The 14,149-nt window shown below is 51.0% G+C and carries 11 protein-coding genes; 10 read left to right on the top strand and 1 reads right to left on the bottom strand.

The features are described from left to right. Positions 1–171 precede the first annotated feature (171 nt). From KHU30_RS21720 to KHU30_RS21685, 8 genes are all read left to right on the top strand, one after another. Entirely contained in the window at positions 172–2,340 is a 2,169-nt protein-coding gene (locus KHU30_RS21720) for a type I secretion system permease/ATPase (protein ID WP_211444692.1), read from the top strand. Further along, positions 2,330–3,736 carry an HlyD family type I secretion periplasmic adaptor subunit gene (locus tag KHU30_RS21715; protein WP_211444691.1) on the top strand — a complete coding sequence of 469 codons (1,407 nt, stop codon included), beginning with the start codon at positions 2,330–2,332 and terminating at the stop codon, positions 3,734–3,736. Before KHU30_RS21720 ends, KHU30_RS21715 begins: the two co-directional genes overlap by 11 nt. Before the next feature lie 61 nt (positions 3,737–3,797). Then, positions 3,798–4,415, top strand: a complete 618-nt coding sequence (locus KHU30_RS21710; RefSeq protein WP_211444690.1) for a hypothetical protein — start codon at positions 3,798–3,800, stop codon at positions 4,413–4,415. Positions 4,416–4,506: 91 nt separating this feature from the next. Then, positions 4,507–7,560 (top strand): beta strand repeat-containing protein, encoded by a 3,054-nt coding sequence (locus KHU30_RS21705; protein ID WP_211444689.1) that lies wholly within the window; start codon positions 4,507–4,509, stop codon positions 7,558–7,560. Positions 7,561–7,616: 56 nt separating this feature from the next. Beyond that, entirely contained in the window at positions 7,617–9,137 is a 1,521-nt protein-coding gene (locus tag KHU30_RS21700) for a TolC family protein (RefSeq protein WP_211444688.1), read from the top strand. 100 nt (positions 9,138–9,237) lie between these two features. Beyond that, the gene (locus tag KHU30_RS21695) at positions 9,238–9,780 is read left to right on the top strand and encodes a hypothetical protein (RefSeq protein WP_211444687.1); all 543 of its coding nucleotides are present in this window, start codon (positions 9,238–9,240) and stop codon (positions 9,778–9,780) included. 64 nt (positions 9,781–9,844) lie between these two features. Next, positions 9,845–10,903 carry a tetratricopeptide repeat protein gene (locus KHU30_RS21690; protein WP_211444686.1) on the top strand — a complete coding sequence of 353 codons (1,059 nt, stop codon included), beginning with the start codon at positions 9,845–9,847 and terminating at the stop codon, positions 10,901–10,903. Positions 10,904–11,146: 243 nt separating this feature from the next. Further along, a complete protein-coding gene (locus tag KHU30_RS21685; RefSeq protein WP_211444685.1) occupies positions 11,147–11,512 on the top strand; it encodes a TonB family protein in 366 nt (121 codons plus the stop codon). Between the two features lie 475 nt (positions 11,513–11,987). Here KHU30_RS21685 and KHU30_RS21680 read toward each other — a convergent pair whose 3' ends face one another. Continuing rightward, complete coding sequence (locus KHU30_RS21680; RefSeq protein ID WP_211444684.1) at positions 11,988–12,227, bottom strand: hypothetical protein; 240 nt, start codon at positions 12,225–12,227, stop codon at positions 11,988–11,990. A 361-nt stretch (positions 12,228–12,588) separates the two neighbouring features. Here KHU30_RS21680 and KHU30_RS21675 point away from each other — a divergent pair, with 361 nt between their 5' ends. Both KHU30_RS21675 and KHU30_RS21670 read left to right on the top strand, forming a co-directional pair. Further along, complete coding sequence (locus tag KHU30_RS21675) at positions 12,589–13,338, top strand: fimbria/pilus chaperone family protein (protein WP_211444683.1); 750 nt, start codon at positions 12,589–12,591, stop codon at positions 13,336–13,338. 78 nt (positions 13,339–13,416) lie between these two features. Further along, positions 13,417–14,124, top strand: a complete 708-nt coding sequence (locus KHU30_RS21670) for a DUF1120 domain-containing protein (protein WP_211444682.1) — start codon at positions 13,417–13,419, stop codon at positions 14,122–14,124. Positions 14,125–14,149 lie beyond the last annotated feature (25 nt).

The raw sequence follows: 14,149 nt of genomic DNA, 5'->3' as shown, positions 1-14,149 counted from the left end.
TGCAATTCTGTGACATTTTCAAAATAGAATTGTTGCAACAGCACAACCACTCCCGATATGGTTCCTTTGAAAAGTGTAACTATTTGAAACAATGACGATGATAACAATTATTAACATTGAAATACTAACTAAAATCACCTCCTCATAGGACGTGCGTAGAAAGCAATAAAAATGATGGGGCGTATCGTGTCTGGCGAAGGGGAAGGGCAACTGCCGGGCAGTGCGCTGGACAGCGGTATTGCTGCGCTGATGGTGGTGGCGCAGCTATCGGGTGTCGCGGCGAGTGTAGAACGCCTCAAACACTTGTCAGGCAGCTCGGATCGCGTCGATGCGATCACCTTGGTACGCTTGGCGCGACAGATCGCGCTCAAGGCCAGGCTCGTCAATAGCCAGCCTCATCGGCTTGCGCAGACGCCGTTACCGGCCATTGCTGAGCTCAAGGACGGTAGTTTTATCGTTCTCGCCAAATGCGCCAACGGCGTGTTGTTGCACGACGAGGTCCAGAAGCGCACCTTTCAACTCCCTCTGGCTGAATTCGAGCAGCTGTGGTCCGGCCGCCTGATCCTGATCACATCGCGCGCCATCCTGTCCCAGGGCGGCGGCAAGTTCGATGTGTCCTGGTTCATCCCCTCGATCGTCAAATATCGCAAGCAATTGCTGGAAGTACTGGCCGGCTCCTTCTTCCTGCAACTGTTCGGCCTGGTCTCGCCCCTGTTTATGCAGGTGGTGATCGACAAGGTGCTGGTGCATAAGTCAATGTCGACGCTGGATGTGTTGGTGTTCGGCCTGGTCACGATTTCCGTGTTCGAGGCATTACTGGGTGGTCTGCGCACTTATGTCTTCAGCCATACTACCAACCGCATGGATGTCGAGCTGGGTAGCCGCCTGTTCAATCATCTTCTCAACCTGCCGCTGGCGTATTTCCAGGCGCGGCGCGTCGGCGACAGCGTGGCACGTGTCCGCGAGCTGGAAAACATCCGCAATTTCCTGACCGGTAACGCCTTGACGGTTGTCATGGATTTACTGTTCACGCTGGTGTTCTTTGCGGTGATGCTGTCCTACTCGGGCATCTTGACGCTGGTGGTGTTCATCTCGCTGCCGTGCTACATCGCCTTGTCGGTGCTGGTAACGCCGGCACTGAAATCCCGCCTCAACGAAAAATTCCGCCGTTCCGCAGAAAACCAGTCTTTCCTGGTGGAGTCGGTGACCGGCGTGGAAACCATCAAATCGATGGCGGTCGAGCCGCTGATGCAGCGCCGCTGGGAAACGCAGCTGGCCGGCTACGTGTCGATCGCCTTCAAAGCCTCTAATCTCTCCAATGCCGCCAATCAGGTGGCATCCCTCATCAGCAAGCTGACCACGGCAGCATTGCTATGGTACGGCGCCAAGCTGGCCATCGACGGCACGCTCTCGGTCGGTGAGCTCATTGCTTTCAATATGCTGGCCGGTCGTGTCAGCGCGCCGGTGCTGCGTCTGGCGCAGCTTTGGCAGGATTTCCAGCAGGTGCGATTGTCGATGGATCGCTTGGGCGACATCCTCGACAACAAGGCCGAGTCGAATACCTCCAGCGGGCAAACCTCGATGCCGCCAGTCAAAGGCGAAGTCGTGTTCGATAAAGTGGTGTTCCGCTACCGCCATGATGGTCCGGAGATCTTGCGCGGCCTGTCATTGACGGTCAAGCCAGGTAGCGTCACCGGCATCGTCGGCCCTTCCGGGTCCGGCAAAAGTACTTTGACCAAGCTGGTGCAACGTCTCTATTCTCCGGAGCGGGGGCGGGTACTGATTGACGGCATGGACCTGGCGGTACTCGATCCGGCATCGCTGCGCCGGCAGATCGGGACTGTACTGCAAGAGAACATGCTGTTCAAAGGGACGGTGCGCGACAACATCGCGTTCGCCTCGCCTGGTATGGCCTTCGACAAAGTGGTCGAAGCGGCGACGCTGGCCGGCGCCCACGAGTTCGTGCTGGAACTGCCGCAAGGCTATGACACGGAGTTGGGCGAGCGCGGCACTGGCCTCTCTGGTGGACAGCGGCAACGCATTGCGATTGCCCGGGCGTTGGCGACGGATCCCAAGATCCTGATCTTCGATGAGGCGACCTCGGCGTTGGATGCGGAATCCGAAGCCATCATCCAGGGCAATATGCGGCAGATTTGCGCAGGCCGCACCGTCTTTATCATTGCGCACCGCCTGTCGGCAGTGCGCATTGCTGAGCGCATCATTACGGTAGAGAAGGGCGAGATTGTCGAGGAAGGCACGCACGACGAATTGATCCAGCGACGCGGTGGTCGCTACGCCTCCTTGTGGCAGCATCAGACAGGGTATCTCCATGTTGCTTGATACCTTGCGCCATTACTGGGACATCGCCCGCGCCTCATTGGCCGAAGAAAAGGCGCAGGGCGCGCCGGCCAGGCGGCAGCGCGATGAAGTCGAGTTCCTGCCGGCGGCACTGGAGGTGCTGGAAACGCCCGCTTCTCCGGTTGGACGCAGTCTGATGTGGGCCTTGATGATCTTGTTCGCGATCGCGTTGATCTGGTCGATCATCGGCAAGGTCGATGTTGTCGCCGTGGCGCAAGGCAAGATCGTACCCAACGGGAACAGCAAAGTGATTCAGCCGCTGGAGGCGGGTATCGTCAAGGCGATCCTGGTGAGTAACGGCCAGCATGTGACTGCCGGACAGCCATTGATTGAACTTGATCCGACTGAGGCGACTGCCGATGTCGGCAAATCGCGCACCGCACGGATTGATGCGATGCTGACAGCCAAGCGCGCACAGGCGCTGCTGGACGCACAACGTGACAACAAACCGCCACAAGTCCCAGCTATACACGATGCCACGCCAGAGCGACAGCATGACGTACAGCGCCTGGCCGAAGGCACCTTCGTCGAATATCGCAGTAAGCTGACCTCGCTACGTACGGAACTGCAAAAGCGTGAGCATGAACTGCAGACTGCACGCCAAAAGATCGCGGGACTGCAGCAGACCTTGCCGATCGCGCGTGCCGAGGAAGCCGACTATCAATCCTTGCTGGGCCAGAACTACGTACCACGCCATGCTGCTTTGGAAAAGCAGCAGACTCGCATTCAGGCAGAGCAGGAGTTGGCCTCGCAACAAAGCTACGCACGTGAACTTACGGACGGCATTGCTGAGCAGCGGCAGGACATCGAAACCGCAATGGCGCAATTCCGGCGAGAGCAACTGGACGCTCTCAATCAGGCGCAACAGCAATTGGCGCAGGTGCAGGGCGATGAAGCGAAATCTGAGCAGAAGCAAACGCAAACGCACCTCAATGCACCGGTTGCTGGCACGGTGCAGCAACTGGCGATTCATACGGTTGGTGGCGTTGTGACGCCGGCGCAAGAATTACTGGTCTTGGTGCCGGATGATGCCGGCTTAGAGATTGAAGTGCAGATTCTGAATCAGGACATTGGCTTTGTGCGGCCTGGTCAGGAGGCGGCCGTCAAGCTCGATGCTTTCCCGTACACCCATTACGGCACGTTACCAGGTAAGGTGACATCAATTTCGCAGGACGCTGTTAAGGACGACAAGCTCGGGCTGATTTATCCGGCGCGGATCAAGCTACTGAAGATCACCATCATGGCCGATGGCAAGAACGAACCGTTGACGCCGGGCATGGCGACCTCAGTCGAGATCAAGACGGAGCAGCGACGGATCATTGAGTATTTGCTGACGCCGTTGTTGAAGTATCGGAGTGAAGCGTTAAGAGAGCGCTAAACAGTATGAAGGGTCTGTTATATGCAATTTCAAAAATTTCAAGAGAGGTAACACGATGCAGATGAAATGGTTAAACGGGTTTCGTATTATGACAACAAGCGGATGTTTATTGGCGACTCTAACGCTGGGATGCGTCTTGTTTTCGATGCAGACATTCGGACAGAATATTAGTGCTTCCACTGACAAACTCAAAGACTCAGAGGATCAAACGACGGACTTATCTAGTCGCCTTGCGAGTCTTCGATCGATTCAAGAGGCGACCGTTAGTTTGGCGCCTTCATCTTGGTTATTTTACGGGCGTTTAGATGAAAATAAACTGCGAAAATTAGGGTGTAGTTATAGTACGAGAGATCCATCCATGATTGCCCATCTTCAAAATATCCTGAAGAAAAACGAAGTGAAAGCCACCATAAATAAGGAGTCGCAATTCGACGCTCGCAATGGAATATTTCTGATTTTAGCGGATGGGACAATTATCAAGATTTTGTTTGGACAGCAATTTTCTGGGCTAAACACAGTTCAAGGGACGTTTAACCATTCTTCAACGAATGTGAATCTCTCCGTTGCCGCGATAGATTCGCTACCTCAGGATTTAGTCAACTGGGCAGTTGAGACCGGCGCTCCGAGTGCAAAAAATTTTGAAACAAGATTAAATTGTTTGCGAACAATTCATCAGTAATTAAGTGCCGTAACTAATTGCAAGCATTGAACGACAAAAATTATTTGTATTCATTTCCCTCAGGATCTTCATATGAACTGGAGGAAATTAAATGATAGATAGGAAAAAAATGGCCTACACAGCAGCTAACTTCAATATCTCCACCAACGCCAGTGCACAAGATATTGCGAATTTAAATCAAACTTTGGCCTACCTGGATGGTAGCCCTACTGCACGTACGATGCTGGATGCTTTGGTCGCCAAAGGCACATCAATAAGTATTGTTCATGACGATAGTGATAATTTTTCTACCCAATCCGGCGTCATGAGTTGGGACCCTACCGCGGCACATGCAATATCAAGTAATGGCGTATTGAGTGTGCAATCTGCGGCAATTGCCTTCATACATGAGGCCGCCCATGCATTGGATCCCAATGCTGCCACTGATGCTCACGTATTAGATGCACAATACACAACTGTGGCGGAGAAGGTTGCGGTGCAACAGGAAACCTTGGTTGCAAATGAGTTGGGTGAGCCAACACGCAACAATTACGACGTGTTTGGCACGATTAGGGAGTTTAATCCGACGGAGCATGCCGAGACCATTAATGGCACTAATATATGGCAACAGCTCGAAAATGACGGCACAAAGACATCTAATGGATCAGTACTAAACTTTAGCTCAACGTCGGTGCCGACCCAAGCACCTGTCATCGGTGGTGTTGTCACAGTTGATAACGCGACCTTCACGGTCGCTAGCGGTGCACAGGCAACTATCAACGGCAACGGCAATACGGTGAGCGCGTTAGGAACTGACAATATCTGGTTTACCGGTATTAACAATATTGTTACAGGGAACGGGAATACATTTAATGTTGGCAATGGAAGCTCCCTTGCCGTTACGGGTACTGGCAACGCCAACACTGTAAATGCTGGCACAGCGGACCTCATCAAAATTTCTGCAAATACCGATATAAATTTCAACAGTACCCAAGGTGGCAATGTTGTCGAAGGCACTGCTGCGGGAGCTGTGATTAATGATATCAGCGCGGGCAACAACACTATCAAGATGGATACCGCTGGCGAGACGGTTGGCGTGAACGTCAAAGGCACGGAAACGGTCAATGCCAGTACGCAGGATACAACCTTCGTGGGTGGAACATCGTTTGTCAATTTCGGCAGCACGCAAGGTAGCAATACCGTGTACGGTACTGCCGCGGGCGCGACCATCAATGACGTGAGCGCGGGTAACAATACGATTACTTTGCAAGCAGCAGGCGAAACCGTTGGTGTGAATGTAAATGGCAAGGAAACGGTCAACGCCTTCACGCAGGACACGATCCAGGTGGGTGGCACGTCCTACCTCAACTTCGAGAGTACCCAAGGTGGCAACAGCGTGGCCGGTGTTGCTGCCGGTGCGACGATCAATGATGTGAGCGCCGGCAATAATACGATCACTCTGGATACGGCTGGCGAGACAGTTGGCTTGAATGTGAACGGCAAGGAAACGGTCAACGCCTTCATGCAGGACACGATTCAGGTGGGCGGAACCACGTACCTCAACTTCGGGAGCACGCAAGGCGGCAATAGCGTGACTGGTGTTGCATCGGGCGCGACCATCAATGATGTGAGTGCGGGCAATAACACGCTCACTTTGGATACGGCTGGCGAGACAGTTGGCTTGAATGTGAACGGCAAGGAAACGGTCAACGCCTTCACGCAAGATACGATTCAGGTGGGCGGTACCACGTACCTCAACTTCGGGAGCACGCAAGGCGGCAATAGCGTAACCGGTGTTGCAGCGGGCGCGATCATTAATGACGTGAGTGCTGGAAATAATACGATCACTATGGATACGGCTGGCGAAACGGTCGGCGTGAATGTGAATGGTAAGGAAACAGTCAACGCCAGTACGCAGGACACGACCTATGTAGGCGGAACCTCGTACGTCAATTTCGGAAGTACGCAAGGCGGTAACATCGTAGACGGCGTTGCAACGGGCGCAATTATCAATGACGTCAGTACCGGGAATAACACCGTCAATCTGGGAACTGCGGGCGAGACAGTTGGGTTGAATGACAAAGGCAAGGAAACGATTAATTCCGCTGCGCCGGATACGATTTATGTAGCACCGAACGAAAGCGCCATTGTCAATGGTAATGACGCTATCTATGGTCAGGCTGGTGCCACGGTTACAGAAAATCTCACCAATGGCTCCATCGTCGATAACTGGAGCAGCAGCGGAGCGGAATCGTCCGTTGACTATACTGCAAGTGGCAAGAATGTAGGAACCTCGTCCGATCCGACACAAGCGGAAACGTACATCGATAACAGTGGATCAAGCTCGACAACACCTCCCGCAACAACACCTCCAGCGACAGAGCCTGTTTGTATGACTACCCATCAGGAATTGATGGGGTATCAGGAAGAACAAATTGGAACTGATCCGAACACTGGAGAGGCTATTTACGGAGAAGTGGCTCAATACGAAACGGTGTCTGATCCTATTATTCTTAATTTGCAAGGTAACAAAGTACAAACGACGTCGCTCAGCGGGTCAAACACCTATTTCGACATGCAGAATAATGGTCAGAAGGTGCAAACCGGTTGGGCCACTGCGGGCGAAGGCATGTTGGTCTATGACCCGAATAACACGGGGACTGTCACGGACGATGCCAATCTGGTTGCTGGCTTTGGCGCGCTGTCAACGTTGGCAAACCAAACTGGTGGCGTACTGGATGCCAGCAATCCCTTGTGGAGCGAGCTGAAGGTGTGGGTCGATCCGACCGGCAAGGGCAACTTCCAGCAGGGCCAATTGGAAACCTTGGGCCAGTTGGGCATTACGTCGATCAATCTCAGCTCCACCGCTGAAAACGTCAATAGCAACGGCAATACGATTCTCAACGACAGCACCTTTACCTGGCAAAACGGAACGACCGGCGATATTGCTGGCGTCAACCTGGCATTTAACCCGAACGCGGTGGCGAGTTCTACAGTCGCAGGCAGCACTCCAAGCACGACGCTATCTGGTTCGTTGAATCATTTGATTCAGTCCATGGCTGCGTTCACAGATGGTAGTACGGGTATTGATCCGACCTTCTCATCGGCGAGTGCCAATGCTGATACGTTCCAAGTGGCAGCAGCTCATGCTGTTCAGCACGCCTAACGGATGTCTGTTCCCGTTAGTGAAATAGGTGTTGATGCCACCAGTTCAAGCCAATCATGCTGAAGACGATGATTGGCCGGACCGGTGGTTTCTTATCCGGTGGCGCTCGCCGAATATGGCGAACGCCACCGCGACACCATGCCAATAAATGGGCATTGCTTGGTTTCCTTGCAAGCGCCCAGCCCTGTTTCGGATTCGAGCTGGCGCCACATGATCCACTGTTTCAACTTGGCAGCGTGCCGGCAAGCCCTGCCAGTACGATGATGGCCTCATCGGTCGCATCTCATGGGTGCACGGAAGGACCGGAAGCGACCTATACGCTGCTCGATGTTGTTGAAAATGCGCTATGCCACAATCCAAAGACCAGGGCGGCCTGGGCCAATGTGAAGGCGCAAGCGGCGCAGGTTGGTGTTGCCAAGGCGGCCTATCTGCCGACCTTGAGCGGTTCAGTGCAAGCGATAAAAGATAAGTCTACGAGTCAGGGCGCCAATGTTGTGCCGTTCTATGTGGCGTCCGATAGCACCTATCACAATGACACCCTGACGCTCAATTGGGTACTGTACGATTTCGGCTTGCGTTCGGCGACGGTAGACAATGCCGAAAAGATGCTGACGTCGGCCATGGCAAGTCAGGACAACGTGTTGCAGACGGTATTTGCAACGGCCGTCAAAGATTATTATGCGGCGCTCGTCGCGCAAAAGAACATTCAGGCAACGACCGATATTGAAGAGGACGCCAAACACGTTCTAGAAGCCGCGGCAGTGCGTGTGCAGAAAGGTGTTGCTGCGATCAGCGATCAGTTGCAAGCCAAGACTGCATACTCACAGGCGGTATTCAATCGCAACAAAGCGGAGGGGGATTGGCAGTCTGCCCTGGGCACACTCGCCATCGATATGGGGCAGCGCCCGGATGGTTCTGTCATCTTGATCGAATCGGACAATCCGGCGATGCGGGAGTCGGAAATGGTGCAGTCGGTCGGTGAGTTGCTGCAGTCGGCCCAGAAAGCCCATCCATCGCTGATTGCAGCGCGGGCGGATATGGAGGCGGCACAGGCCAACGAGCAAATGGTGCGGGCACAGGGACGGCCTTCGATTAGCCTGGTTGGTCGCTACAACGCGAATAACCAGTCGCAAAGCTCGGGAGTCGGGCAGCCCTATATTGGTGCGAATGGGCGCGATCGGTATGTCGGGGTGCAGGTCGATATTCCCTTCTTCGAGGGATTTAGCCGAACCTACAAAATCCGTACTGCGCAAGCACAAGTCGAAGGAAAAGAAGCCAATCTGGCCGATGCTGAGCTGCAAGTGGCGGTGACTGTCTGGACCAGCTATCAAAGCCTGAAAGTCAGTGCGGAGAATTTACGTACCTCGCAAGACATCCTGGATAGCGCGCATGACGCCTTCAAGGCCGCCGCGAGCCGCTATCAAAAAGGTGTCGCGAATATTCTCGAAGTGTTGACGACTCAGACGGCACTGGCGAATGCGCAGCAGCAGCGCATTCAGGCCATGGCCAGCTGGCAGAATGCACGGATTCAACTTGCCGCGAGCGTTGGGACGCTGAATTTGTCGGCTATTCGTTGATTTGGAGACAGAAGTATCACAGTGTCGAAGGAATGTGATTCTACGCAGTCGTGGCTGGCATTGCTCGACATTTTTCAAGAGAAAATTTTGAGTGAAATTTATGATGAATAAAAAAGAAATAAAAAACAAAGTTTCAGATCTTCTTTCGTCAGATGCCAGCAAGACTGATGTATTCAACAAACTATCCGGTCAAGGTGTAAAAGATAGTGATCTCGCCTATTTGATAGCGTCGTACGCTGATCCACATAGATGTGGTGCAAACAAGATATATGTCCGAATTTTGCTGGTGATTACATATCTACAAGTTTGCCTAGGTTTCCTTGTCGGGTTTTCCATCGGCATGCAAATTGGACGCACGGCAAGCTGGGTCATCGGCGCTCTCATTGCATTCTTCATGCTCTGGTTTGCTTGGGGGTTTCATAAAAACAAAGTCGCGTTCTATAACGCCACAATCCTTTTGACGATTGCCCAATTTGGGAATCAAGTTAGCGGATTCGCCAAAGCGCCGATTGAGACACTAATTGCTATCGCCATAGGCATTGGACTGTGTGCCTACACGTGGTATGTTCGCCAGAAAATATTTCCCGATTTTGCTTTCATGAATGCGAAGAAAGTCAATGGTGCGTATTTCTTCACCGATTAGATATTTTTGCGGTTTTATTTGAGCAGCAGTTGACAGCCCTTCAGTTCTGATCGGAGATTAAATTATGCGTCGTGTTTTTTTATGTCTGTTCTGTCTTTTTTATTTTTCGGTTACTTTGACATGGGCTGATCAAGAGCCGTCTAATTTACAGACTCCATCGAAAGAGGAGGCTCAGCAGTTTCAGTTGCTGAGTGATGGCGTCGCATTACTAAAAGGTGGGAATCCTCACGCGGCGATAGATGGGTATTTCGATAAAATTATCGACTATTATCAAACGAAATTCAAAGGCACCGAACAAAAGCTATTTAGTGCTCGCACACTTCAGGAAAGTCTTATGTATCTTGGGGAGGGGATAAATAAACATGCCAACACCCTGGTGATTCCGTCTACTACTTGGGCAACGGCGTATTATACGAAGGCATATGCGCTAGGTGAATTAGGTCGTATTTCTGAAGCGAAAGAGGTTCTGGAGCACGCGCTTGCGCTTTCACCGCGCAATTCTCAATATCTCTCTGAATTAGGCAACATATACCAACGACAAAAGAACTGGTCGATGGCCATTCAAACTTTCCAGCTTGCTGAAGCAGCTGCTCGTGAATTTTCACCTGCGGACCTCAAAAATATAGAACTTTCGAGAGCATGGCGAGGTTTAGGTTATGCGTATGTAGAGCAGAATCGACTGGATGACGCTGAAAAAATATACCAGCAATGTGTGGACCTTGATCAAAATGACTCAAAGGCTAAGGCGGAGCTGCGCTATATAGAGCAGTTACGTTCAAAACAACCTATTGCGCCTCCAGGCGCACAGAATTCTGGCTCATCTTCTCTCAAAGCGCCAAGTCAAACAGCGCCTACTGCTGTGTTTCTTTTCGGGCGCGCGAACTACTTTCGAGCAATTGTAAAAGTGCGCAAATGCGATTTTTTTGACGCGGGCGCATTTGCTGCGATTAATCAGCGATTTGAAAATGCTCGCTTGCAATTGGCAGCGCGATATGGGGTGACTCTGTTCCCGGCCGATAAACCTTCAGGGCAAGTTCGCGAGGGAGAATGCGATCGTGTCACTTTGGACTCCTACAGCAATCATGTGGCTGAAATTGAACAATTTTTGAAGTCTCAGAGTTGAGCCAACTGAGATTTAAATTGTATGGCAAGGCGAGAAAATGAAGGTGAACTATCACAGCATATTGTGAGCCTGTTCACCAACTGAAATTATTTAATTTTTCGATTGCTGGTCCAGGGACAAGTCATTAACCGCCAAGTTAGCCGCCAAGTTTAATCGTCGAACCTCTGTCAGTCGCCGTTCACATCGCTGGCGGTATTTGCTTTTCAGATCAAATTACGATTTATAAAAATAATGACTATATTTTTGAAACTTGCCGGCACTATATCTTTTTTACTTCTTTCGTCATCGACATTCTGCCAAACTGCCGAGGCCGACCATAGTGATATGGATGTAAAAAACGCCGTTTCTTCAATTGGGCAAAGAATCAAATCCAATATTACATATGACGTACCGTCGGATTTGGAAGGAAATGATCCGGTGGTGTATTCAGTGACGCTATTTCCTGACGGGAAAATCCGCACCGCAACCTTACTTAAATCATCTGGTTTGGTAGATTTTGACAAGGCGGTTAGTCAAGCAATTGAGAAATCACAACCTTTCGAGCTTCCGCCGAATGACACAAAACATACTCCGTTAGCCTTCATGTTAAAGTCCAGGCCAAAACCATAGTGGTACCCTCGCTACAGGTTCATAGTCTGTCCGGTGTTCGGGGAAGAATCGGGGGACGAACTAGGGGATTTCGGGGGCATGATCGGGGTCCCGTCCTAGACAAATGAATCCCACAGTACTCCCATCTACTTGGTTCGAGTCCAACGACTTCGATGTGAATCATGCTCATAAAACTGCGATATTGATAAATCAAAAATCAACCAAATCAATGGGTTACACAGATTGAAAATTAAATCTAATATCGCAGGTGAATTTACGGAACTGCGTGATCTGTAAGGGAAATGTGACGGGGGAATGTGTAGCTTCGTAGCCTATCGGGTGTTCGAATCCCCCCTCTCCCGCCAAGTATTTAAAAGGCCTCCCGAGCGGGAGGCCTTTTCATTTGCACTACAAAACCCGGCCGTACTGTGCTTTTGCTTGCGAAATTGACTCTGTCTTGTTGATCCAATCGCTACTGTCGAGCAAAGGCCGCGCCCTAGTCGTACAACCCTTCAAAACCCAACGCACATAGATCAGCATGCATCTGTTTTAGGTTGCGGCGCTGCTTCAGTGATTTGGTCACTTCGGTTTTAAGCCAGGATGAGAGCTTAAAGGTGTACTGATCAAGGACACTCGGAGTGCGCAGATCCGGATACGCTGGCTCTATGGCATCAGAGCGCAGGTAACGCCTGACAGTGTTTCTGGAGATGCCAAAACGTCTGGCGATCTCCGTCAACGAGACCTGGTTGCAGCCAGTGTGCTACCAGGCAGTAAAGTGTGTTCACTTGTTGCGGAGCGGGACAGAAAGGCAAAAAATCTTTCCGTGCAAGTGCACATCGAATCCAACGTGAGTGATGCCGCCACCCGTATGCGCGATCGCACCAGATGGCAAGGTAGTGTCATTTTTTCGGTCGCTGAGCCTTAGCAAAAACTGAAGAAAACGCGCCTTAAAAAAATAAGCCAGAGTCTAATTCATACCCGATATTTTCAAATACGCATCTTATCTATAGTAGTCACCTGCATCAGGGAGTCGTGGATGAGATTTTTTCGATCCTACGACATTGTCTGAAAGTGAAAACTGATAAGAAAGTCCATCCGTGTTTGGCCTAAACCACTTTAGAAAACGCCCAATAAAACAACGGTTTTCACATTTCATTCTGGTAGGCACAGCGTTATCTGGATTGTCGTATTCGATGATGTTGCCGGCACACGCTTCACTGGATTTAGAGTCGTCCGTAGTGATCGTCAACCAAAAAGATGGTGAAGGGAGTATTGGACTACGTAACACTTCAAGTGAACCATTATTGCTGCATTCCGAAATAATCGATATACCTGAGGATATCAGCGATGTTTTATTTGTGGCGCCATCGATTACGCGTGTGGAACCCGGTGATACCCAAATAGTTCGCTTCATTCTTAAAGATGATGCAAACCTGAAGGTGGAGCGTCTCAAACGTGTTTCTTTTGAAGGCATCCCCTACGCCGAGCCCAATGTAGTGCGGGTTACGATTCGCCAGAATATTCCGCTCATCATACGTCCGGCTCAATTGCCGCCTAATAGCGAGCCGTGGAAGCTTTTGAAATGGGAAAACGCGGCCGGGCAGATCGCTGTTGAAAATACCGGTCCATATGTCGTACGCATGGGGGCAGAAATTCAAGTACAGCCGTCCGGGGATGGCATATTCCTTCCAAGAAATTATATTTTGCCTGGTGAGAGAGTGGTTCTTCGCAGCCAGCAGTTTTATCCCGAGATCAGAAAAATATTATTCAGGCCAGCATCGGTTAACGGTTATTTGCTGGATAACCAGGAAGCGCTTGTCGTAGAAGGGCAGGTTGCAGGACGTTAAGTTCATTGAGGCAGTTCATGGACGTCACCACCCGTAGTAGATTTTATAACCCGTATTTATCTTTCTAAAGGAGTAGAGATGAAATCATGCGTTTTGTTATTGGCCGGTTTAGGATTGACAACGGTAGCGGGCTTAGCTGCCGGGCAAACGACCCAAGTCATGAAGGTCACAGGGACTCTTACTTCGCCAGCCTGCAAAGTTTCGTTGAGCGATGGCGGAGAAGTGAAGTTTGGTTCCTTCTCTCGAGCCATCCTCAGTCCAACTCTAACAACAGCGATCGGCTCACGTACGATTGATGCCAATGTCGAATGTACAGCAGCTACGGTGATTGCTATCAAGATTGCCGACAATCGTGCTACGGATAAACCAGCAGGAAATATGAATGTCAAATTTGATCAGATTGCACCTGGCCCGGCTTTGCAGGTGGCCGCCGATAACCTTTTCGGACTAGGAAAAGCTGATAACGGCAAAGCAATTGGAGCTTATGCGATACGTTTTGGAACTCCACAAGTAGATGGTAAAGGGGTTTCTTTTCTCGCCAATAATGTAAGTACAGCAGCGGCTGGTTGGGCTAATCTGGCATTTCCTGCCGCTTTGTTTGCGCACAGCCGGCCTTATATAGCGGCCTCAACTTCCGCCTCTCCATCTGCAGCATCTGCTGCAATTGGTTCGCAGTTTAAGTTTCCCATGGATATAGCGCCATCCCTGGATGTCAGCACAAACATTCCCGGAGCGGGGGACGTCCGCTTCGATGGCAACGCTACGATAGAAGTGCTTTATCTATAAGGAATACGTTCAGTAAATCGTGACA

This window comes from Collimonas humicola (assembly GCF_018304945.1).
Taxonomy (GTDB): Bacteria; Pseudomonadota; Gammaproteobacteria; order Burkholderiales; family Burkholderiaceae_D; genus Collimonas; species Collimonas humicola.
The sequence above is the reverse complement of the archived record's forward strand: the minus strand, read 5'-3'. Positions and strand labels throughout refer to the sequence as shown.